This window comes from Pseudocitrobacter corydidari (assembly GCF_021172065.1).
Taxonomy (GTDB): domain Bacteria; phylum Pseudomonadota; class Gammaproteobacteria; order Enterobacterales; family Enterobacteriaceae; genus Pseudocitrobacter; species Pseudocitrobacter corydidari.
This window is the reverse complement of record NZ_CP087880.1, coordinates 764030-786448: the sequence shown is the minus strand read 5'-3', so window position 1 is coordinate 786448 and position 22419 is coordinate 764030. Positions and strand designations below refer to the sequence as shown.

Genomic DNA, 22419 nt, shown 5'->3' with positions numbered 1-22419 from the left:
GAAGCAGGAGGTACCGCAAGATGGCGCAACAAGGTGCATTAGCCACGCTCAAAGAGCTGGCGGAAAACGAGGTGGATACCGCCGCGCTCAGGCTCGGCGAGATGCGTCGTGGTTTTCAGAAAGTAGAAGAGCAATTGCAGATGCTGATGGATTACCAGCTCGAATATCAAAACAACCTCAACAGCGACATGAGTCAGGGGATTGCCAGCCTGCGCTGGCAAAACTATCAGCAGTTTATTCAGACGCTGGAAAGTGCGATTGAACAACATCGCCAGCAGTTGCTGCAATGGAATAACAAAGTTGAGCAAGCGCTGACCTTCTGGCGCGAGAAAAAACAGCGTCTTCAGGCGTGGGAGACGTTGCAGGAGCGCCAGGCCAGCGCCACGCTGCTGGCGGAGAACCGCCTCGACCAGAAAAAGATGGATGAATTTGCCCAGCGCGCCACGTTGAGGAATCGCAATGATTAACCTGCTCACGCTTTTAGCCCCGGACGTCGATAGCGGTACGCCGGGTATTTCCACGCAGGCGGGCGGCGAGGCGGATTTTCTCAGCCTGCTCAGCGATGCGCTGGGGAGTGAAAATAGCAAACCACTGAAAAGCCTGACCGCCGCCCTTTCTCAGGAAGAGGATGATAAAACGCCGGCAAAAACCTCCGTTACCGAATGGCTGTTACAGCAGGAGACTGCACAGACCACGGTCGAACTGCCGGATGGGGCGACAACGGATACGCAGACGCTGCTCAGCCAATTGGCCTCGCATCTGAAAAGCGATGTTCAGAACGCCAAGCCGCAGGAGGATAGCGATGACGACGAAACCGTTAGCGACGCATCGCTTACCGGGATGAGCGCGCTGATGGCCATGCTGCCAGCGGTGCAACCTGCACAACCGACAACGGTCACCGCAGGCACTGACACGCCCACCCTGAACGGTGTATCAGAACGCGGCGGTGATAAATCTTTTGCTCAGCACGCCGCCAGCAAAGATATCGCGCAGCCGCTTGCCAACAGTGAACTGCCCGCCGTCGCCCAAAGCACGCCGCAGCTGACACCAATTGCCCTGAAAGCAGAAGCCGACAGCACGCCAACCGCAGCGGCCCCAACGGCAACGTTCTCCGGGCTGGTCAGTGTCGCCGCACAAACTACGCCGCCAGCCCCTGCCCCTATCGTGCAGGCGGCATTAGGTTCGCCGGACTGGCAGCAGAGCGTAAGCCAGCACATCACCCTGTTCACACGTCAGGGGCAGCAGACAGCGGAACTGCGTCTGCACCCGGAAGATCTCGGCCAGGTGCATATCTCGCTTAAGCTCGATGATAACCAGGCGCAGATTCAAATGGTATCGCCACACAGCCACGTGCGCGCCGCGCTGGAAGCCGCGTTGCCGGTGCTTCGCGCGCAACTGGCCGATAACGGCATTCAGCTTGGACAAAGCAATATCAGCAGCGAGAGTTTTGCCGGGCAGCAGCAGCAACAACACGCTTCCGGCCAGCAGTCGGCCTGGCGCGGCGCGGCATCCGGGGATGACGAAGATGAGGCGTTGATCGCCCCTGCTGCGCTGCAATCCGCCGCACGCGGCGATGGCAGAGTCGACATTTTTGCCTAAACGCCAGAGGTAGCGTGATTATTCCCGTCTTTTCCACGCTTTGACCCGCGCGGGAGTCGGGATAATCACACGATAAGCAGTATATGCAACAGGAAGCCCGCATCAGATGACCGACACCGCTATCACCAAAAACCGCAAACGCGCCATTTGGCTGCCGCTGCTGATCCTCGTGACGCTCGCCGCCATAGCAACCGCCGGTTACAGCTACTGGCGGATGCAGCAGCACAGCACCACGGAAAGCAAAACCGAGACGCCGCCTCCCGCCGCGCCGGTCTTTTTCGCGCTGGATACCTTTACGGTGAATCTTGGCGATGCGGATCGCGTGCTTTATCTCGGCATTACGTTGCGCCTGAAAGATGAAGCGACGCGCGCACGGCTGAATGAGTATCTGCCGGAAGTGCGCAGTCGTCTGCTACTGCTGCTTTCTCGCCAGGACGCCACGCAGCTGGCGACCGATGCCGGGAAGCAAAAACTGGCCGCCGCCATTAAAGAGACGCTAAGCACGCCACTGATTGCCGGTCAGCCAAAGCAGGACGTGACCGACGTTCTCTACACCGCTTTTATTCTGCGATAACCTCATGGGCGATAGCATTCTTTCACAGGCCGAAATCGACGCCCTGCTCAACGGCGACAGCGATAACCGCGATGAGCCGCAGGCAGGCGTGACGGGCGAAAACGACATTCGTCCTTACGATCCCAACACCCAGCGTCGCGTGGTGCGCGAGCGTTTGCAGGCGCTGGAAATCATCAACGAACGCTTTGCGCGTCAGTTCCGCATGGGGCTGTTTAACCTGCTGCGCCGCAGCCCGGACATTACCGTCGGGGCGATTAAAATCCAGCCGTATCATGAGTTTGCGCGCAATCTTCCCGTGCCAACCAACCTGAACCTGATCCACCTGAAACCGCTACGCGGCACCGGGCTGTTCGTGTTCTCACCGAGCCTGGTGTTTATCGCCGTGGATAACCTGTTCGGCGGCGACGGTCGTTTCCCAACCAAGGTTGAAGGCCGCGAGTTTACCCATACGGAACAGCGCGTCATTAACCGCATGCTGAAGCTGGCGCTCGAAGGCTACCGCGACGCGTGGAAAGCGATTAACCCACTGGAAGTCGAGTACGTGCGCTCCGAGATGCAGGTTAAATTCACCAATATCACCACCTCGCCCAACGACATTGTGGTCAACACGCCCTTCCACGTTGAAATCGGCAACCTGACCGGCGAATTCAATATCTGCCTGCCGTTTAGCATGATCGAACCACTGCGTGAACTGCTGGTAAACCCGCCGCTGGAAAACTCGCGCAGTGAAGACCAAAACTGGCGCGAAAATCTGGTGCGTCAGGTGCAACACTCCGAGCTAGAGCTGGTGGCTAACTTTGCTGATATCTCACTGCGATTGTCGCAGATCCTGAAGCTAAAACCCGGCGATGTGCTGCCTATTGATAAGCCCGACCGCATTATCGCGCACGTCGATGGTGTGCCGGTGCTGACCAGCCAGTACGGTACGGTGAAAGGACAATATGCTTTGCGCGTCGAACACCTGATTAACCCGATTTTGAATTCGTTGAATGAGGAACAGCCCAAATGAGTGATATGAATAACCCGTCCGACGAGAACAGCGGCGCAATGGACGATCTGTGGGCTGAAGCGTTGAATGAACAACAATCCACCAGCGGTAAAAGCGCGGCGGATGCCGTATTCCAGCAACTGGGCGGCGGCGACGTCAGCGGTACCTTGCAGGATATCGATCTGATTATGGATATCCCGGTCAAGCTGACCGTTGAACTGGGCCGCACCCGCATGACCATCAAAGAATTGCTGCGCCTGACGCAGGGTTCCGTGGTGGCGTTGGATGGCCTGGCAGGCGAACCGCTGGATATCCTGATTAACGGCTATCTGATTGCCCAGGGCGAAGTGGTGGTGGTCGCGGACAAATATGGCGTGCGCATCACCGACATTATTACGCCGTCCGAGCGCATGCGTCGCCTGAGCCGCTAATCATGAAAAGCCCGACCCATGCCACCGTCACGCACGCGTCTGTGCCCGATGCCTCACCACTGATTCAGGTGAGCGGCGCGCTGCTCGGTATTATTTTGCTGATCCTCGCAGGGGCATGGATTGCCAAACGTTTTGGCCTCGGCGGCACACACGTGCGAGGTATGCAGGGGCTGAAAGTCAGCGCCAGCGCCTCGATCGGCCCACGCGAGCGCGTGGTGGTGGTGAACGTCGAAGATGCCCGGCTGGTGCTGGGCGTCACTGCACAGCAGGTCACCCTGCTGCACACGCTGCCGCCCGCGTCACCGGATACTCACCCTATGCAGCCTGCTGCCGCCGATTTTTCATCGCTGATGAAAAACGTACTCAAGCGTTCCGGGAGATCCTGATGCGCCCTATTTTCGCTGTCCTCATCCCTGCGCTGTTGTTGCTCTCACCCGCTGCCTTTGCGCAGCTGCCGGGGCTGGTCAGCCAGCCATTACCGGGCGGCGGTCAAAGCTGGTCGCTGCCGGTTCAGACGCTGGTGTTTATCACCTCGCTGACGTTTATTCCGGCCATTTTGCTGATGATGACCAGTTTTACGCGCATCATTATCGTCTTCGGTCTGCTGCGCAACGCGCTGGGAACGCCCTCTGCACCACCGAATCAGGTGCTGTTGGGGCTGGCGCTGTTTCTGACCTTTTTTATCATGTCGCCGGTCATCGATAAGATTTACACCGACGCCTATCAGCCTTTTAGTGAAGACAAAATTTCGTTGCAGGAAGCGATGGATAAAGGTTCGCAGCCGCTGCGCGAGTTTATGCTGCGTCAGACGCGCGAGGCCGATTTGGCGCTGTTTGCGCGTCTGGCGAACAGTGCGCCCATTGAAGGCCCGGAAGCGGTGCCGCTGCGCATTCTGCTGCCTGCTTACGTGACCAGCGAGCTGAAAACCGCCTTCCAGATTGGCTTCACCATTTTTATTCCCTTCCTGATTATCGACCTGGTGATCGCCAGCGTGTTAATGGCGCTGGGGATGATGATGGTACCGCCCGCCACGATCGCCCTGCCGTTTAAGCTGATGCTGTTCGTGCTTGTCGACGGCTGGCAACTGCTGGTCGGTTCGCTGGCGCAAAGTTTTTACAGTTAACAGGAGCCCGCCATGACACCTGAATCCGTGATGATGATGGGTACCGAAGCGATGAAAGTGGCGCTGGCGCTGGCTGCGCCGCTGCTGCTGGTGGCGCTGATTACGGGGCTGGTTATCAGTATTTTGCAGGCGGCGACGCAGATTAACGAAATGACGCTCTCATTCATTCCTAAAATCATCGCCGTGTTTATCGCTATCGTGATCGCCGGGCCGTGGATGCTTAACCTGCTGCTTGATTACGTACGCACCCTGTTCAATAACATTCCGTATATCATCGGCTAATCCTGATGCTCAATATCACCAGCGACCAGTGGATCCACTGGATAAGTCTCTATTTCTGGCCGCTGCTGCGCGTGCTGGCGCTGATTACTACAGCCCCGATATTAAGCGAACGCACCGTACCTAAGCGCGTCAAACTGGGGCTCGGGCTGGTGATAACCGTGGTTATCGCCCCCGCCATTCCGGTACCGGATGTTCCGCTTTTTTCGCCTGACGCCCTTTGGTTGGCGCTTCAGCAAATCCTGATTGGCATTGCGCTGGGGTTTACCATGCAATTTGCCTTTGCCGCCGTGCGTACCGCCGGGGAGATTATCGGCCTGCAAATGGGGTTATCGTTTGCGACCTTTGTCGATCCCGGCAGCAACCTGAATATGCCCGTACTGGCGCGAATTATGGACATGCTCGCCATGCTGCTGTTTTTGGTTTTTAACGGCCATTTATGGCTAATTTCGCTACTGGTCGATACTTTTCACACCTTGCCCATTGGCGGTGAACCTCTTAACAGCAACGCCTTTCTGGCCCTCTCTCGGGCCGGCGGGCTCATCTTCCTCAATGGCCTTATGCTGGCACTCCCGGTCATTACGCTGCTGCTCACCGTTAACCTTGCATTAGGTATGCTTAACCGCATGGCACCGCAATTGTCCGTGTTTGTGATCGGTTTTCCAGTCACATTAACTGTAGGGATATTATTAATGGCGGCGTTAATGCCACTTATTGCCCCTTTTTGCGAACATTTATTTAGCGAAATATTCGATCTTTTAGCTGATATTATCAGCGAGTTACCCCAGCTCAATTCTCCATAAATCCGCTCCCGTTATTGTAAGGAAATTCCTAAAAGGGAATTTATAAAACATCAACCAGGATATATCTGGCGCGGATTATTTGTTTTTACACTACTCACATAACATAACATTTACTTTACTTTGAGAAGATTCCTGGCAAATTATACGTAACTTTACGGGATAGTTTAGGCCGCCTGATCGTCTTCGCTTGGTTCTTAGTTTTAATAATTTGCTCAGGCAGTTATGAAGTGTTCAGGCAAGAGGGTTAATTATCGTTACGCATTGAGTGAGGGTATGCCATGTCAACGATTATTATGGATCTATGCAGTTACACCCGGCTAGGATTGATAGGGTACTTGACGAGTCGAGGGGTTAAGAAGCGCGATATTGATAACGTCAGCGACGTCGACGGACTTGCGGCATTGTGTAGCACCCGCCGTCCGTCTGTGGTGTTCATTAATGAAGACTGTTTTATCCACGATGCACAGAGCAGTCAGCACATTAAACAAATCATTAATCAACACCCCAGAACGCTGTTTATCGTTTTTATGGCGATTGCAAATATCCATTTTGATGAATATTTACTGGTTAGGAGTAATCTGTTAATTAGCTCCAAATCGATCAAGCCAGAAACCCTTGACGATATTTTAGGGAATTATCTGAAAAAAGAAAATGACAATGTAAAACAGTTCAACATGTCGACATTATCGTTAAGTCGGACGGAATCGAGCATGTTAAGGATGTGGATGTCGGGACAGGGAACGATTCAGATATCGGATCAAATGAATATTAAGGCCAAGACGGTATCGTCACATAAGGGTAATATCAAGAGGAAAATTAAAACGCATAATAAGCAAGTGATCTATCACGTTGTGCGTCTTGCTGAAAATGTCACCTCCGGCATTTACGTGAATATGCGTTAATGGCGACTTGCTGGCGGATAACACCGCCAGTCAATTTTATCCCAATTCAGTCTACTTTTTCGACGAAAATACCGTCCGGGTGGCCATATTCATTGAAAAACCAAATACCGAGCGGATAATCTTCCAGCGAGACCAAATACATTGTTCCTTCACTGAACTGTTCAATCGCCAGTACCACACCCGACCGACGCGGGCCGCCATCCGTTTTGACCGTGACACGATCGTTCACCTGCATACGCAATCTCCTCAACGTTTCTGCCCAGTGTAGAACAAAACTCCCCCGCTGACAGTAATGCTGGTCAGTTAAGCGCAAAGTTCCGTTCACTTTATGTTTTGCGCTACATGTAACATCAGCATCAGTGAACGGGCAAAGGGGGTCAACCGCGACCCCCTTCGCAATCCCCGCGGCCCCGCAGGGAAATCGGTGCTTCGCACTACGCTCTCCTCCGAACTCCAGCCTGCGGCACGGCGAAACTCGACGTCCTGTCTCGGTTCGCCTCAGTCCGCCATCCATGGCGGACTGACCTTGTCTTCCATTCTCCGGCTCGCCGATTTCCAGCGGGGACTCGTCGGTTTCAGATACCCTGGTTTTTGCTGTTAACTTAAAGACCGCACCGCTGTTGGTGGCGTCAAAATCGCCGAAGCGTTCCCTGGAGGCCGGGGCAGCCCACATGGATGTGGGCTGAGGGCGCGGCTTTACAGGGATGTTACCTCGCGCCCGACCCGAAAGCCGTAAGGGATAAGCTGAGGGAACCGCGTAGCGGCGATTTTTCCGCCAAAGCCCGGGGGTGCAGGGGGCGGTGGCGATTGGCCGCCCCCTGCGTGCTCCCTGCGCCTGCACGATTTATATGGCATGGAGCCAGGAAGGAGCGCAACGGGAAGATGCTCTGAAAAGTGAATCAGCCCTTAACTGACCAGCCTTACCCCCGCTGACAGCGCCTTACTGCATAACTGCTGTTTTCTTCACCAATCACTCACATGCTCATAAAATGAGCATATTGATAAATGCCGGGTATACTTATTATTGCACGGGCTGTAAGAGGTGGTGATGATGAATAATGCCAAAGCGACCCACGGCGTCAACGTTGATGCGCTGCTGGCAGCAATCAATGAAATCAGCGAAAGCGAAATCCATCGTGCCGCTGACGATCCCTATCATGTGAGCGTTGATGGCCGCGAATACCATACCTGGCGGGAACTGGCTGAAGCGTTTGAGCTGGATATACACGACTTTAGCGTGAACGAAGTGAATCGCTGAAGATGGGGATAAAAAAATCCCGACGCTTGAGGTGTCGGGATCAAACTTGCATCTGCAAGAAGTCATCGAAAAATTCGTTACACCAGGAAATCTGATGTGGGTGAAACATTATCTGCGTTTATATCCAATGACAAGATTTATTCACCAGACCGAACAATCCATTCACAGACAATGCATCGGTGTAATTCGCCCTGTCCAGCATTCGACGCGGGTTGCCGTAAGTTTTATCTCAATTATACCGTTTTATTATTTTGGGATTTTTCTTAATAACCCTTGTGTACATAAGGAGATCTTATGTTTGATCGGCAACAACCGCTGGTTATCTTCACCGATCTGGATGGCACGCTGCTGGATAACCACACCTATGACTGGCAGCCAGCCGCGTCATGGCTGATGCGTCTTAAACAGCGGGATGTACCGGTTGTCCTGTGTAGCAGTAAAACTGCCGCAGAAATGATGCTTATTCAGAAAGAGATTGGTCTGGAAGGCCGCGCGTTTATTGCTGAAAACGGGGCGGTTATCCAGCTTGATGCAAAATGGCAGGATGACGAGTCCTGGCCGCGCATCATTTGCGGGGCGACACATAGCGATATTGTTGGTGTCCTGCACCATCTTCGCGAACGGGATGGCTATAAGTTTACCGCGATTTCCGATGTCGACGCACAGGTGCTCAGCGAGTGGTCTGGTCTGAATGACAAACATGCGGCGCTGGCACGCCTTCAGGAGGCTTCTGAGACGCTTATCTGGCGCGATACAGATGAACGCATGGCCGCATTTTCCTCGACGCTACATCAGCTTGGGCTACGTTTTATTCAGGGGGCGCGGTTTTGGCACGTGCTGGATGAACAAAGCGGTAAGGCACAGGCGGTCAGTTTTCTGCGCCGCAGGATGTTACAGCGGGAAGGCCACAGTCGTCTTTCTCTTGGCCTGGGCGATGGCCCTAACGATGCGGACCTGCTGGATAGCACCGATTACGCCGTGGTGGTGAAAAGCCTGAGCCGGGAAGGCATTCATTTAAAAAATGACGACCCGCAGCGGGTCTATCATACACAACTGCGAGGCCCGAGTGGCTGGGACGAGGGGCTCAGCCACTTCCTGGGTGATTAATCTTCGGCACGCACCTGATTACGTCCGGCCTCTTTCGCCAGATAGAGGCGACGATCGGCCACGGATTGCAGATAGGCAAAATCATAACGTTCCTGCTCATCGTCGCTGGCAGAAACCCCAATGGACGCGCTTACACGGATGGTGTGCCCTTTCGACACCAGTATCTCACGGCGGTTGATACACTCGCGGATCCGCTCAGCTATCTCGCGGGCCTGAGCGAGCGTGGCGTTTGGCAGAACAACGCAGAACTCCTCTCCACCCACACGCCCGGCAATATCCCCTTCGCGTATTTTATTAGCAATTAAACGGGCGATATGTGTCAGCACGCGGTCGCCTGCCTGATGGCCATAGCGATCGTTAATTGATTTAAAATGATCGAGATCGAGTTGCAGAACCGCCAGCGGTTTTCCTGCCTGCCGACACTGTGCCGATGCCGTTGCCGCACGTTCGAACAATGCGCCACGGTTGTATAAACGCGTCAGTGCATCGTACCAGGCGCGCCATTGCAGGGACTCCTGCAATGTGGACATGTTACTCACCATTTGGCGAATAACCATCCACGAGAGAATCAGCATACCGGTGAACAGCACCCACAGCAGCGTAAGCGCGATGCTGATACGCCCGAAATCGCCTTTTAGCCCCTCTTCCAGGCTATGAATTCGCAGCAGAACGCCGTCAAAATTACGCAGCTTTTCCCAACTGATATAGCGCGTCATTTCGCGAAGACTACCGCGATTATTATCTTCATAGGCGCGCGCAAGCTGGGCCTGCACTTCCTGCGTGAGTGGCGTAACGCGGGGGTCGGACGAGGCGATGAGGTTCATCCGGCTATCATAAAGCTGGTACTCCCCTTCAGTTTCGCCCTCAACGGCGCGCAGTAAAAAATCGCCCATTTCTCTGACCGAAAGCTGTGCTGCCAGCACGCCAAACCAATAGTGCTGATAATTCAGCGGCACCGATGCCGTAACCATCTGCGCTTCATGCTGTTTATCGCTGGAGAATGAAGTGTACCAGCGTACACCGCGCCCCGGGTTCAAACGTTCAGACTGCTGCTGGAACCATGGGCTGGTCACCTGCTCATAAAACTGTTCGGTGATGTTGCGGGTTACCGGCTCGCTGCTCAGGAAAAATCCGGCACGCGATACATACAGCATACGCGGTGAAAAGCGCGAGAGATGGTTTTTGGTTATGGTTGACAGTCGCAACAGGTAGCCCAATTCGAGCGTAGCGGTGAATTCGTTAGTCACCAGCGGATTATCACGAGATAAGAGCTCAGACTGCTCGACAAAGGCATCTGACACACCATTAAGCGGCAGAGTACGGCGGTTTTCCAGCGCGATATGCCAGTCTGCCTCATGGCGTTTACGGGAGAATTCCGCTTCCGCATTACGCAGGACTTCAAACGCCAGCGGCGCCTGCAGCGCGGCTTGCATACCATGACGAAAAAAAAGCAGGCGATCGACGTTGAATTGCAGCTGCCCGTCCATCTCACGGGCGACGTTTTCCAGATTATTGCGCTGGCTGGAGATATAAGCCTCCTCCAGTACCACCGTTTCACGCCACGTCAGAATCGTTGAAAACAGCAGAACAACGCAAAAGCAGAGGTTTACCACTCTACCGGGTCGGGAGTGCTGGCTAAGCTTTCTCAACCAACCGGGGGATTTTTCTGGGGCTACGGGATGCACAAAGGCTCCCGGCAAAACTCCTGATGAAGAGACAACGTACTCACTCCTGAACGGAAAAACAGCTTTGAATTCATGATGTACAACAATCGAGGCACTGAGTCAAAAACGCCCGACCCATGCCGGGCGTTTTAGCTAGGCTTTCTCCTGCGCGCGATCGCCGCCGGGCATAAGCTCATCTTCACGGAAGGCTTCACGCTTGACGCCAAAACCGTCATACCAGCGGCATTCAACCATCCCACTGGCATAACCCGTCACGACCATGCGCTGACCACCATTTTTAGACCGAACTTCATCACTGACCAAAAAGACCATAGTTGCCTCCGGTATCAGGGTGAAACAGTTTCACATTAGTCGATCGCCAGCGGGTTTGCGTAATCAGTGCGCACTTTTTAGCCTTCACGCTGACGAAGGCGATTGATGCCATTCACGACCACCACCACGACAGCGCCGATAATAAAACCGAGCACCAGATTCGCAATCGTCGGTAACAGCATCGCGACAACGGCGCCCTGCTGCGCGGCGAAGCCTTCAATCGCGTGATGCAGCGGCGCAACACCGTGGACCACAATCCCGCCGCCGACCAAAAACATCGCCAGCGTACCCACCACTGACAGTATTTTCATCAACCATGGTGCAACAAAAAGTAAACCTTTCCCGACGCCTTGTGCCAGCGCGCTCTTTTTCTCCGCCAGCCAGTAGCCCATATCGTCCAGTTTAACGATGATGCCCACCAGCCCGTAAACGCCGACGGTGACCAACACGGCGATCCCTGACAGAATCAAAACCTGGTTCAGTAGCGGGGCTTCCGCCACGATACCAAGGGTAATGGCGACGATTTCTGCGGAGAGAATAAAGTCGGTACGGACAGCGCCTTTCACTTTATCGCGTTCGTAAACCATCGGGTCCTGATTGGCGATGGCATCTAATCGCTGCTGGCGCGCCGCATCATCCTCTTTGTGCTTACGCGCATGCAGCGTATGCACCACTTTCTCAACCCCTTCAAAGCACAGGAACGCCCCACCTATCATTAACAACGGGGTCACCGCCCAGGGGATAAACGCGCTGATCAACAGGGCCAACGGCACGAGGATCACTTTATTCAGCAGCGAACCCTTCGCTACGCTCCAGACCACCGGAAGTTCACGATTCGCGCGCACGCCGGAAACCTGCTGCGCATTGAGCGACAAATCATCGCCCAGCACGCCCGCCGTTTTTTTCGCCGCCAGCTTGCCCATCATCGAGATGTCATCCAGCAGCGTGGCAATATCATCCAGTAAGGTTAATAAACTACTTCCCGCCACAATCCGTTCCTTTCATTATTTTGTTTATTAATCACACAGTATGGAGCAAATGTACGGGTTACACACACCATACATTTTGCATACACAAATTCAACATTGCACTACGAATAAAAGCACTCGCAGAGAATCATTTTGCCGCTTACTATATCCCGCCTTTGTGTTTTCCCGTGAGAAATTATGCGTATTAGACAGCTGTTACCGCTTATCGGTGCATTATTTGCGCTCTACATAATCTGGGGTTCGACCTACTTCGCCATCAGCATCGGCGTTGCCAGTTGGCCACCGTTGATGATGGCTGGCGTGCGTTTCCTATCGGCGGGTATTTTGCTGCTCAGCTATCTGCTGTTAACCGGTCATCGCCTGCCCGCCTGGCGTCCGCTGCTAAACGCCGCGTTAATTGGCGTGCTGCTGCTTTCTGTGGGTAACGGCCTGGTGACCGTCGCCGAACACCAGAACGTGCCTTCCGGTATTGCTGCCGTAATGGTTGCGACGGTGCCGCTGTTTACACTCTGCTTCAGCCGCTTTTTTGGTATCGCGACGCGTAAACTCGAATGGTTGGGTATCGCCATCGGTCTTGCCGGGATTATTCTTCTCAACAGCGGCGGCAACCTCAGCGGTAACCCGTGGGGCGCGGTATTGATTTTGATTGGTTCGATGAGCTGGGCTTTCGGTTCTGTCTACGGTTCACGCATCGAATTGCCCGTCGGCATGATGGCAGGCGCGGTTGAAATGCTGGCGGCGGGTATCGTGCTGATGAGCGCTTCTCTGCTGACGGGTGAGCGTCTGACCACAATGCCGGATACCTCTGGTTTTCTGGCGGTAGCGTATCTGGCGGTGTTCGGCTCCATCATCGCCATCAATGCGTATATGTTTTTAATCCGCAACGTGTCGCCTGCGGTCGCAACCAGCTACGCCTACGTTAACCCTGTGGTGGCTGTACTGCTGGGTACCGGGTTTAACGGCGAGCGTTTATCGGGCGTCGAATGGCTGGCGCTGGTGATTATTATCGCCGCCGTGGTGCTGGTGACATTAGGAAAGTATCTGGTCGGCGCGAAAAGCAGCGTTACATCGTGTCAGGGAGAGAAGTAGTTGCCAGTTGCGACATCCCCTGAGTGCCGATCTGCGCGCTGCCCTCGCCGGCGCAGATCCACTCTTCCAGCCTTTCCTTCAGGTCGTTATCAACCAGTTTTTCTCGCCCGCGCAGGGCGCACTCCCAGATAATCAATACTCGCCAGCCTAACTGATGCAGCCGGGCAACATCGCGTCTGTCGCGCGCCACATTGCTGGCGATTTTTGCCAGCCAGAATTCCGTTCGTGTGGCGGGGACCTTAAACAGGTAGCAGTCGTGGTGATGCCAGAAACAGCCATGGGTGAAAATGACGCAGCGGTATTCGTCCAGCGCAAAATCGGGTCGCCCCGGCAGGGTTTTCTCCTGCGCCGTCCAGGCGAAGCCGCACTCGGCGAGCAACGCGGCGACGCGTTTTTCAATCGCCGTGTCGCGCGTGCCGATCGCCCGCATGTTTTTACTGCGGGTGGCTTTATCGTGAACGTCCGCCATTTTTCTCTCGCATCGCGACGGCCTGTAGAATGCGTGAACGCAGCAGACGCGCCACGGCGGCAAAAACCGGCACCACCACCGAGTTACCAAACTGGCGGTACGCCTGAGTATCAGAAACCGGAATACGGAACTGATGCCCCTGAGGTTGTTCAAAGCCCATCAGGCGCGCGCATTCCCGTGGCGTTAAGCGGCGCGGGCGACGCTGCTGGTTTTGCGGATCGTCGAAATTCTTCTCGCCCAGCGCTTTATCCCAACCACGATCGATAAGGATCTCCGCGCCGTCTTTGTAATAGCGCGCTGAAAGCGTACGCGCCACGCTGCCGGGACGCGTTGGGTCAACCATGCCGTAGCCAAAACCGTTACCTTTTGCCTGATGCTTACGCGCGTAGCGGTAGAGATATTTCCACAGTACCGGGGTCAGGATGAATTTTTCATCTACCTGCGGGTCGAGCAGTTCGCCAAATTCAGGACGCCGCGCCGGGTAGTAATCCGGAATATCGCGTAGGGTAAATCCTTTGTGCAGACCAAGATCGCGTCGGAAGCCCACCAGCACTATGCGCTCGCGGTGCTGCGGTAAAAAGTGCTGCCCGTCGATAATTTTCGGGTCATCCGCGCCCATATCCGCCGCATCCGAGACTTCGTATCCCAGTTCATCCAGGGTTTGCATAATGATGCGGAAGGTTTTGCCGCCGTCGTGACTTTTCAGGTTCTTGACGTTCTCCAGCACAAAGATAGGCGGGCGACGCGCGTCAATGATGCGCACCACGTCAAAAAACAGCGTGCCCTGCGTATCGCAGGCAAAACCGTGCGCACGGCCTAATGCATTTTTCTTGGAAACGCCTGCCAGCGAGAACGGCTGACACGGGAAGCCTGCGAGTAACACATCGTGCTGGGGAATGTGCTGACGGATATGCGCCTGGGCTTCGCTGTCGCTCACATCAGTGTGGTGGCTTAAGGTGATATCACGGATGTCGGCATTGAACTGATGCTCGTTTGGGTCACAGAACCAGTTAGCTTTATAAGTACGCACCGCATGTTTGTTCCATTCGCTGGTAAACACGCACTTCCCGCCGATGGCTTCAAACCCGTGGCGAATGCCGCCGATACCGGCAAACAGATCGACAAAACGGAATGCGTAATCAGGATGATGTGCGGGAGGTTTGGGCAATAAAGCCGTAAGCTGTGCAACTTCATTTTCACTCAACCGCGTATTGGCACGCGCCAGCGTCACCACCCGCTTAACGATCGCCGGGCTCCAGTGCTGCTCGCCGACCGCATTCAACTGCGCTACGACGGTTTTGAGATCGTAAATTTCCAGCACATGTTCGAGCAGTGCCTGGGCATCGGTTTCAACCGCCCGATGCGGGGCCGCACTCAGTGACTCACTCTGTTGCATAGATTCAACCAGACCAGACAAATAAGCGTGAGATTACCATACTTTGCCGCAGGAGATTCATTCCGACGGCGCAAATCGGCGCACCACCACTTCATCGAGTCCCTGCGGATCGCCACGCAGTTCGGCACTCAGTTTCGCCATAAACTGCACCAGATAGTCGGCGTTATGCTGTGCAAGCATGCGCCCTCTGGCCGTTTGCATGGTTTGCGGCAACCGTAACAGCTTGGTTTGAAAGTGATCCAGCGCCCAACGTTTATCGTCTAATGGGCGAGAATCAGCAAAAGGATCGTCCGCATCAAACAGCGGCGTGTTCATGGCGCCCGACACGGCAAACACGCGCGCAAGGCCGATCGCCCCCAACGCTTCAAGGCGGTCGGCATCCTGCACAATTTTCGCTTCCAGCGTCAGCGGCGTTATCTGCGCGCTGAAACTGTGGGCCTCGATGGCGTGCGCTAAAGCAGCAAAGTGCTCATTTGGGAAGTCGGGGAAATCCTCACGCAGAATAGCCAGTGTGCGTTCGGCGGATAACCGCGATGCGCGAGAACGATCGGGATGATTTTTGGGCGGGCTGATAATGTCGTGAAAATAGCAGGCCGTAAGCAGTACCAGTAAGTTGACCGGCTCGTCGGCGGCGATGTGCCTGGCGCTGTGCCAGACACGGCGGAAATGGGAAATATCGTGGGCGGCATCGCCACCGGGGTAATGTTGTGCGAACCAGCGTTCGAAACGCTGCTGCCATGCATCGATTGTCATGCTTTGCGGCCTTAATCCGTTTCCAGGCCGCGAGAATAACAAAATTTGCCTAGCGCATCATTCCTGAGTCTGACGAGGACGGGTATACCAGGCGATGCCGCCGAGGATCAACCCAACAATGCCGAGCACGATAAACCCCGCAAGCGCACCAAGCAGTTTGCCGGAGGTCGAGGCAATTTCACCATCCAGCGTCGCACCAGGGATGGTTTCAACCTCGCTAATGACCCAAAAGTAACGCACCATCGCCCAGACAAAATAGCCGCAGAACGCATAAAAAACCCATAACGCCAGCTTACCGCCAGGGCCACGCGTCATTGTTTCTTCCATATAACACTCTCATTTAGCGAGGAAAATCGTTGTTGCTGCAATTCCACTTAAGGAATAAGTGTGATTGCGGTCACATTATAACGACTCTTTGCGCGCTGAGTAGTACTGGTCGGTCCTGCCTGGGCGCAAAATGCCGATCGTTTGATCTTCGGCAATTTTGTGAAGTGGCGCCCGATCCTTTAGTCAGCGCAGAACACAGGGGTGGGTTCCTCACCATGAAAAATAATTTTCTTGAATGTGTCAGATATATGGATTTGCTTTCTTGATATTTTGCGCTCCGTTTTCAGACTTTCTTTTTTATTTCGTTCGTGCAACTATAATTACGTTATTAGCCTTTTGTTGTTTTACACTGCACTCGTTAATTTTTTCATCTATAGCAGGCCCGATAAGTTTTTTATCGGGCTTTTTTTTTGTTCCCTGCGCTTAAAAAACTCTCTCATAGAATACATAATCTTTATAAATACCCCATGAGTACGCCGTCTCTCAAATCAATAAAATCAATAGATTAAATAACCACATCAAATGCAAGTGAAATAAAATATACATCAATTAAATAATGGAAATATTTTGCAATGTTTAATATAAAATAGTTACATTTTTGGCGTAAAATAAAATGAACTCTATAGATAATATCGCCGCTGCAATGCTGACATTTTAAAAGCATTCATAAACATTATTATTTAAAGGAAATAAATAATGAAAAGAAAAGTATTGGCAATTATTGTTCCGGCATTATTGGTGGCTGGTGCAGCAAATGCGGCTGAAATCTATAATAAAGACGGAAACAAACTGGATCTCTATGGGAAAGTCGATGCACGTCATACTTTCTCTGACAATCCGGGTGACGATGGTGATGAAACCATCGTTGAACTGGGCTTCAAAGGTGAAACTCAGATCACTAACGAATTAACCGGCTTCGGTAACGCGCTGATGAAAGTTAAAGCCAGCGATACCGAAGGCAGCGACAACATGTACGCAAAACTGGCTTTTGCCGGTCTGCGTTATGCAGATGCAGGTTCATTCGACTATGGTCGTAACTACGGCGTAGTGTATGACGTAGAAGCGTGGACCGATATGCTGCCTGTATTCGGTGGCGACTCTTATACCTGGACTGATAACTTCATGACAGGCCGTGCAAACGGCGTTGCGACCTATCGTAATACCGACTTCTTCGGTTTGGTTGAAGGTTGGAACTTTGCGCTGCAATATCAGGGCAATAACGAAGGCGGCAACGCTAACGAAGATCAGGAAGGCACCAAAAACGGTCACGAAGATTATCGTTTCCAGAACGGCGACGGTTTCGGTATGTCCACCACCTATGATTTCGGTGACGTTCTGGAAGGTCTGAGCGTAGGTGCGGCATTCTCTTCTTCCGACCGTACCAATGAGCAAGTATATGCTGGTGGCATTAATAACCGTTACAGCAAAAACGCTGGTGGTGCTGAAGCTGAAGCCTGGACCGTAGGCGTCAAATATGATGCTAACGACGTTTACCTTGCGATGATGTATGCGGAAACCCGCAACATGACGCCATATGGCGATTACGGTATCGCCAACAAAACCCAGAACTTTGAAGCGGTTGCACAGTACCAGTTCGATTTCGGTCTGCGTCCGTCTTTAGCGTGGGTTTACTCTAAAGGTGAAGACCTGGGTGGTTATAACGGCCATAACGGCCAGCATCACGTCATTGAATACACTGACAAAGCGTTGGTGAACTACATTTCTGTTGCTGCTACCTACTACTTCAACAAAAACATGTCTGCTTATGTTGATTACAAAATCAACCTGCTGGACAACGACGTGAAATTCTATCAGGACAACAACATCTCTACCGATGACGTTGTGGGTATCGGCCTGACCTATCAGTTCTAAGCCCTATTTACAACAAAGCCCGCATTGCGGGCTTTTTTCGTTTAATTCACCCAACAAACCTTACGGTGCTTCCTGCAACGCCACCCGCACAAAACCATTGTTCTGCGCCAGCAGGGCATTCGCATCCTGTGCTTCCATTCCTGTAAGCACCATCAGTATTGCGGTTTTACAATGATGATCGCAGCGTTCCAGCGCGGCCTTCGCCACGGCGCGTGAACAACTTCCCGCTTCCATCACAATCGCAATCTGACGCTCGCACCACTGGGTGGTATCCCCTTGCAGATCCACGCGCAAATTGCTGTAGACCCGACCGCTGCGAATCGCAAGCCCGGTGGTCAGCATATTCAGAACCAGCTTCTGCGCGGCGTTGGCTTTCGGATTACCATAGCCTGCGACTACTTCCGCGCCTGTCTGTGGGGCAATAACGAGCGACGCCAACTGTGCGGCTTCGCTTTGTGGATTACGCGTCAGTACCGCAACCGGCGCGCCCAGCGACCAGGCGTGACGTATAGCGCCCCACACCCACGGCGTTTTGCCGCCAACGGTCAAAGCAAGCAGCATATCTTTGTCATTAAAGCCAATCGCCTGGAGATCCAGCACGCCACGATCATAATCGTACGCGGCTTCGCTTTTTTCATTGAGCATCGCCTGCGGCCCACCGGCGATAAGCCCAACAACCGGGCCGTGGCCCTGCGGGGTAAACTCACTGGCGGCCAGCATCCCGGCACGCCCAGACGCGCCTGCGCCGACTATCACTAAACGCCCACCGCGGCTGAGCGCCGCCGCAGCTTGATCCACTAAACGGGTAATTTCATCCAGACAAGGCGTGATGGCATCGGCAATACGTTTATCTTCCTGATTGATAACGTTAAGCATGTCCTCGGTGGACAATCTGTCGATATCGGCGGTAACAGTACTGCGTCGTTCCATGACTGCATCGGTAAGCTTAATGCTCATAAACTGCCTCCTTATTATGAGTTGCCTCTCAATATAAAGTGTTTCATATGGATAGCCTGCGAGTGCCGTCACAAAGAGACGTTTGTTTTGGTAAGGGTTACACTGCTTTAAGAAATCAGGCTTATCAGCGATAATGCGTGTTTATGATTGATGACAGGGATCCCGATGCACGATTTACAGCAGCCTCAACGCGCGCCAAAACGTCCGATGAAGCTCAGTACGCTGGTCACCCTGATGGTCTGCGGTGTCATCGGTGCCGTCCTGCTGGTTATCTACACCTTTTATCTTGCGCAAATCGCCAAAGCCACGCGCACGGGGTTGCAGGACACAGCCTTCGCTATCGCGCGTACCCTCGCCGATTCGCCAGAAATCAAACGCGGCCTCACCTCGCCTTCTTACAGCGATATTATTCAGCCGATTTCAACCGCCGTGGAACAACGTAATCATCTGCTTTATGCGGTGGTGACCGATATGCATGGCATTCGCTATTCGCATCCTGATCCCCGCCGCGTCGGCCAGCGTTTTATCGGAGAAGATTTGCAGCCCGCCCTGCTCGGCCAGGAAAATGTTTCGGTGAACCATGGCGTACTGGAAGAGGCGCTACGTGTTTTTACGCCGATTTATGAAGCCCAGCGCCGACAAATTGGCGTGGTGATTGTCGGCATCTCGATGAACGATGTTCAGGCACAAATCAGCGCCAGCCGCTGGAACGCCATCTGGTTCGTGCTCTTTAGCGCCATTATTGGCAGCTTCGGCACCTGGGTGCTGGTTCGGATACTGAAAAATATTCTTTTCGGGCTTGAGCCCTACGAAATTTCTACGCTGTTTGAACAGCGTCAGGCGATGCTGCAATCACTTAAAGAAGGCGTGATCGCCGTTGATAGCCTCGGGAACGTTACGCTGATTAACCATACCGCGCGGCAAATTCTGCTCTCCGCCAACAATCGCCAGCCTGGAGAGCCGCCGCACGCGCCGTTGCAGGGAAATCTGCAACAGGTTCTGTCTACCGGAGTCGCGATCCCCGATCAGGAAGTGGGCTGCAATGGGCGTCTGTTACTCACCAACACCGTGCCGGTCCGCAGCCAGAACCGCGTGATTGGCGCGATTTGCACCTTCCGCGATAAAACCGAAGTCAGCCAGCTGATGCAGCGCATGGATGGTATGGTTAACTATGTTGACGCCCTGCGCGCCCAGTCTCACGAGTTTATGAATAAACTGCATGTGATCCTCGGGCTTTTGCACATCAAGCGCTATGACAAGCTGGAAGAGTACATCCTGCAAACCGCGCAAAATTATCAGACCGATATCGGCGAAATTCAGCATAAAATTAAATCACCAATTGTGGCCGGTTTTCTGCTTGGCAAAATCAATCGCGCGAAAGAGGCCGGGTTTACGCTGACCCTTGCCGAAGAGTCTCGCGTGCCGGACAACGCCAACGAACAGCAGGTAGCGGTACTGGTCACCGTGCTGGGCAACCTGATTGAAAATGCGCTGGACGCCATGTCCGGCCAGCCGGAAGGCGAGATAAGCCTGCTGCTGCACTATCAAAATGGCTGGCTCTCCAGTGAAGTCAGTGATGATGGGCCCGGCATCGCCCCGGATAAAATAGATGCTATTTTTACCAAAGGTTTTTCGACGAAAGGCGAGAATCGCGGCGTCGGGCTATTTCTGGCCCGGCAACAAACTGAAAACCTCGGCGGCAGCATCGCCGTGGAATCAGAGCCGGGCGTCTTTACGCAATTTTTTGTACAAATCCCCTGGGACAGCGAGAGGAATGCCGAGTGATTAATGTGTTAATTGTTGATGATGATGCCATGGTGGCCGACCTGAACCGTCTCTATATCGAACGGGTGGAAGGATTTAGCTGCTGTGGTATTGCCTCAACCCTCAGCCAGGCTCGCGAATTTATTGAAGAGAGTGTGCAGCCCATCGACCTGGTGCTGCTGGATGTTTATATGCAACAGGATAATGGGCTGGATCTGCTGCCGATCATTCGCGCATCGGGCCGGGCCATCGACGTTATCATGATCTCTTCCGCTTCAGATGCGGAAACTATTCAAACGTCAATGCATTATGGTGTGGTGGATTACCTGATCAAACCGTTCCAGTTCCCGCGCTTTGAAGAGGCGTTAACCGGCTGGCGTGAGAAAAAACAGTTGATGGGTAACCATAAGTATTACGAACAGGCCGATGTCGATCGCCTGCTGCACGGCGGCGCGCCGGAACTGGCTGACAGCAAACGCCTGCCGAAGGGCTTAACGCCGCAGACGCTGCGCACTATTTGCCAGTGGATTGACGCACATCCGGAAACCGAATTCTCCACCGACGACCTGGCGAACGCGGTGAATATCTCGCGCGTATCATGCCGTAAATATCTGATTTGGCTGGCGCAGATTAATATTCTGTTTACCAGCATTCACTACGGCGCAACTGGACGCCCGGTGTATCGCTATCACCTGCTGCCGGAGCAGTACGGCCTGCTTAAGCAGTACGCACAGTAAGCCGGTAATCGTCATCAAGCAGCGTAAACCGGTAATGACTGGCCGATGAGAGAATGATCTCCCGCTGTTTGGTGACAAATATCGCTTCAATATCCGGGCGGCCACGCAGCGCTTCGACGCCCTTCTCAACGCCCATCCCGTAAATCAGCGTGGTCCAGAGATCACAGTCGAGGGATTCGCTGGCGATAATGGTGACGCTGTCGAGCTCGTTATCCAGCGGGTACCCGGTGCGCGGGTCAAGGATATGGTGATAGCGGCGTCCGTCCAGCTCGAAAAAGCGCTCGTAGACGCCAGAGGTCACCACCGACTTGTTAACCACCTCAATGGCCCCGAGCAACGCGTTATCCTGGGCAAAGGGCTTCTTCAGGCCGATAGACCAACCGCCCTCCGGCGAGCCCAGCGTTTGTACATTGCCACCAAGATTAATCAAGCCCAGCGTCACGCCCTGCTGGCGCAAATAGTCGCGCACGCGGTCGGCGATGTAACCTTTTGCAATCGCCCCCAGATCGATTTCCATTCCCGCACGCGTCAAAAACACGCTGCTTTGGGCATCATCCAGCACCACATTATGCGGGTCGGTCAGCGTTAGTAACCGCGCGATATCATCGGCGGGGGGCACGCTGTCGCCCTTAAAGCCGATTTTCCAGCGTTTCACCAGCGGGCCGATGGCCAGATTAAACGCACCGCCGGGTACAAGGCTTGCGGCTTTGGCACATTTGATAAGCGCATAAACCGAACGGCTGACGCTGACGGGGTTTAATCCTGCGGCGTGATTGATGTCCATCACCTGCGATTGCGCGCGGTTAACGGTGAGGAGATCTTCGTATTGTTTAATGAGGTGAAAAACGCGGGAGGCGAGCGGTTCGTTGTGTTCGAAGAGTTTGAGCAGAATGGGCGAGCCCATCAGGACCGCGGAATAACTGTATACGCGAGCATCGTCTGACATTCCAGCCTCCTTTCACAAAAGAGAACCCGGTAGCCAAAGCTACCGGGATTTCATGGGCT

Annotated in this window: 26 protein-coding genes; 16 read left to right on the top strand and 10 right to left on the bottom strand. The window is 53.7% G+C overall.

Annotated features, from left to right (window positions below; genetic code table 11):
• The first annotated feature begins 20 nt into the window (after nucleotides 1-20).
• From fliJ to rcsA, 10 genes are all read left to right on the top strand, one after another.
• The gene (gene fliJ / locus G163CM_RS03555) at nucleotides 21-467 is read left to right on the top strand and encodes a flagellar export protein FliJ (RefSeq protein ID WP_015963945.1); all 447 of its coding nucleotides are present in this window, start codon (nucleotides 21-23) and stop codon (nucleotides 465-467) included.
• Nucleotides 460-1599, top strand: coding sequence for a flagellar hook-length control protein FliK (locus G163CM_RS03550; RefSeq protein ID WP_231826943.1), 1140 nt, complete (start codon nucleotides 460-462; stop codon nucleotides 1597-1599). The genes fliJ and G163CM_RS03550 overlap by 8 nt, the downstream gene beginning before the upstream one ends.
• A gap of 106 nt (nucleotides 1600-1705) precedes the next feature.
• On the top strand, nucleotides 1706-2173 hold the full coding sequence (gene fliL / locus G163CM_RS03545; RefSeq protein WP_015963943.1) for a flagellar basal body-associated protein FliL: 468 nt from the start codon (nucleotides 1706-1708) through the stop codon (nucleotides 2171-2173).
• A 4-nt stretch (nucleotides 2174-2177) separates the two neighbouring features.
• On the top strand, nucleotides 2178-3182 hold the full coding sequence (fliM, locus tag G163CM_RS03540) for a flagellar motor switch protein FliM (protein WP_015963942.1): 1005 nt from the start codon (nucleotides 2178-2180) through the stop codon (nucleotides 3180-3182).
• Nucleotides 3179-3592, top strand: coding sequence for a flagellar motor switch protein FliN (gene fliN, locus G163CM_RS03535; protein ID WP_015963941.1), 414 nt, complete (start codon nucleotides 3179-3181; stop codon nucleotides 3590-3592). Before fliM ends, fliN begins: the two co-directional genes overlap by 4 nt.
• Nucleotides 3593-3594: 2 nt before the next feature.
• Nucleotides 3595-3978: a flagellar biosynthetic protein FliO gene (gene fliO / locus G163CM_RS03530; protein ID WP_420851347.1), complete on the top strand. Its 384-nt coding sequence runs from the start codon at nucleotides 3595-3597 to the stop codon at nucleotides 3976-3978.
• Nucleotides 3978-4715, top strand: a complete 738-nt coding sequence (fliP, locus tag G163CM_RS03525) for a flagellar type III secretion system pore protein FliP (protein ID WP_231826942.1) — start codon at nucleotides 3978-3980, stop codon at nucleotides 4713-4715. Before fliO ends, fliP begins: the two co-directional genes overlap by 1 nt.
• 12 nt (nucleotides 4716-4727) lie before the next feature.
• On the top strand, nucleotides 4728-4997 hold the full coding sequence (fliQ, locus tag G163CM_RS03520) for a flagellar biosynthesis protein FliQ (protein ID WP_015963938.1): 270 nt from the start codon (nucleotides 4728-4730) through the stop codon (nucleotides 4995-4997).
• 5 nt (nucleotides 4998-5002) lie between these two features.
• Complete coding sequence (fliR, locus tag G163CM_RS03515; protein ID WP_015963937.1) at nucleotides 5003-5797, top strand: flagellar biosynthetic protein FliR; 795 nt, start codon at nucleotides 5003-5005, stop codon at nucleotides 5795-5797.
• A 278-nt stretch (nucleotides 5798-6075) separates the two neighbouring features.
• Nucleotides 6076-6699, top strand: a complete 624-nt coding sequence (gene rcsA / locus G163CM_RS03510; RefSeq protein ID WP_231826941.1) for a transcriptional regulator RcsA — start codon at nucleotides 6076-6078, stop codon at nucleotides 6697-6699.
• 46 nt (nucleotides 6700-6745) lie between these two features.
• On the opposite strand, the gene dsrB is transcribed toward rcsA, so the two are convergent.
• The gene (gene dsrB / locus G163CM_RS03505) at nucleotides 6746-6934 is read right to left on the bottom strand and encodes a protein DsrB (RefSeq protein WP_231826940.1); all 189 of its coding nucleotides are present in this window, start codon (nucleotides 6932-6934) and stop codon (nucleotides 6746-6748) included.
• Nucleotides 6935-7747: 813 nt separating this feature from the next.
• Here dsrB and G163CM_RS03500 point away from each other — a divergent pair.
• A complete protein-coding gene (locus G163CM_RS03500; RefSeq protein ID WP_015963934.1) occupies nucleotides 7748-7957 on the top strand; it encodes a YodD family protein in 210 nt (69 codons plus the stop codon).
• A 294-nt stretch (nucleotides 7958-8251) separates the two neighbouring features.
• On the top strand, nucleotides 8252-9064 hold the full coding sequence (locus G163CM_RS03495; protein ID WP_231826939.1) for a mannosyl-3-phosphoglycerate phosphatase-related protein: 813 nt from the start codon (nucleotides 8252-8254) through the stop codon (nucleotides 9062-9064).
• Here G163CM_RS03495 and dgcQ read toward each other — a convergent pair.
• From dgcQ to G163CM_RS03480, 3 genes are all read right to left on the bottom strand, one after another.
• Complete coding sequence (gene dgcQ / locus G163CM_RS03490; protein WP_231826938.1) at nucleotides 9061-10749, bottom strand: cellulose biosynthesis regulator diguanylate cyclase DgcQ; 1689 nt, start codon at nucleotides 10747-10749, stop codon at nucleotides 9061-9063. The genes G163CM_RS03495 and dgcQ overlap by 4 nt on opposite strands.
• 132 nt (nucleotides 10750-10881) lie before the next feature.
• Complete coding sequence (locus G163CM_RS03485; RefSeq protein ID WP_015963932.1) at nucleotides 10882-11061, bottom strand: YodC family protein; 180 nt, start codon at nucleotides 11059-11061, stop codon at nucleotides 10882-10884.
• A gap of 77 nt (nucleotides 11062-11138) precedes the next feature.
• Nucleotides 11139-12050 (bottom strand): DUF808 family protein, encoded by a 912-nt coding sequence (locus G163CM_RS03480; RefSeq protein WP_231826937.1) that lies wholly within the window; start codon nucleotides 12048-12050, stop codon nucleotides 11139-11141.
• Nucleotides 12051-12227: 177 nt separating this feature from the next.
• On the opposite strand from G163CM_RS03480, the gene yedA reads away from it, so the two are divergent.
• Nucleotides 12228-13139, top strand: coding sequence for a drug/metabolite exporter YedA (gene yedA, locus G163CM_RS03475; RefSeq protein ID WP_015963930.1), 912 nt, complete (start codon nucleotides 12228-12230; stop codon nucleotides 13137-13139).
• Here the strand turns inward: yedA and G163CM_RS03470 are convergent.
• The 4 genes from G163CM_RS03470 to drpB are packed head-to-tail and all read right to left on the bottom strand — an operon-like array spanning nucleotide 13114 to nucleotide 16084.
• Nucleotides 13114-13608 carry a very short patch repair endonuclease gene (locus G163CM_RS03470; protein ID WP_231826936.1) on the bottom strand — a complete coding sequence of 165 codons (495 nt, stop codon included), beginning with the start codon at nucleotides 13606-13608 and terminating at the stop codon, nucleotides 13114-13116. The genes yedA and G163CM_RS03470 overlap by 26 nt on opposite strands.
• The gene (locus G163CM_RS03465; protein ID WP_231826935.1) at nucleotides 13589-15004 is read right to left on the bottom strand and encodes a DNA cytosine methyltransferase; all 1416 of its coding nucleotides are present in this window, start codon (nucleotides 15002-15004) and stop codon (nucleotides 13589-13591) included. Before G163CM_RS03465 ends, G163CM_RS03470 begins: the two co-directional genes overlap by 20 nt.
• Nucleotides 15005-15061: 57 nt before the next feature.
• Nucleotides 15062-15757, bottom strand: a complete 696-nt coding sequence (locus tag G163CM_RS03460; protein WP_231826934.1) for a phosphohydrolase — start codon at nucleotides 15755-15757, stop codon at nucleotides 15062-15064.
• Between the two features lie 57 nt (nucleotides 15758-15814).
• The gene (drpB, locus tag G163CM_RS03455) at nucleotides 15815-16084 is read right to left on the bottom strand and encodes a cell division protein DrpB (protein WP_015963926.1); all 270 of its coding nucleotides are present in this window, start codon (nucleotides 16082-16084) and stop codon (nucleotides 15815-15817) included.
• A gap of 696 nt (nucleotides 16085-16780) precedes the next feature.
• Here drpB and ompC point away from each other — a divergent pair.
• Nucleotides 16781-17956 (top strand): porin OmpC, encoded by a 1176-nt coding sequence (ompC, locus tag G163CM_RS03450; RefSeq protein ID WP_231826933.1) that lies wholly within the window; start codon nucleotides 16781-16783, stop codon nucleotides 17954-17956.
• A gap of 60 nt (nucleotides 17957-18016) precedes the next feature.
• Here ompC and G163CM_RS03445 read toward each other — a convergent pair whose 3' ends face one another.
• Entirely contained in the window at nucleotides 18017-18913 is an 897-nt protein-coding gene (locus tag G163CM_RS03445; protein WP_231826932.1) for an N-acetylmuramic acid 6-phosphate etherase, read from the bottom strand.
• A gap of 165 nt (nucleotides 18914-19078) precedes the next feature.
• Between G163CM_RS03445 and G163CM_RS03440 the strand changes: the two genes are divergently transcribed.
• Nucleotides 19079-20698, top strand: coding sequence for a sensor histidine kinase (locus G163CM_RS03440; RefSeq protein WP_231826931.1), 1620 nt, complete (start codon nucleotides 19079-19081; stop codon nucleotides 20696-20698).
• On the top strand, nucleotides 20695-21414 hold the full coding sequence (gene dcuR / locus G163CM_RS03435; RefSeq protein ID WP_015963922.1) for a two-component system response regulator DcuR: 720 nt from the start codon (nucleotides 20695-20697) through the stop codon (nucleotides 21412-21414). Before G163CM_RS03440 ends, dcuR begins: the two co-directional genes overlap by 4 nt.
• On the opposite strand, the gene G163CM_RS03430 is transcribed toward dcuR, so the two are convergent.
• On the bottom strand, nucleotides 21395-22360 hold the full coding sequence (locus G163CM_RS03430; RefSeq protein ID WP_231826930.1) for an FAD:protein FMN transferase: 966 nt from the start codon (nucleotides 22358-22360) through the stop codon (nucleotides 21395-21397). The two genes, dcuR and G163CM_RS03430, sit on opposite strands and share 20 nt — an antisense overlap.
• Nucleotides 22361-22419: the final 59 nt, after the last annotated feature.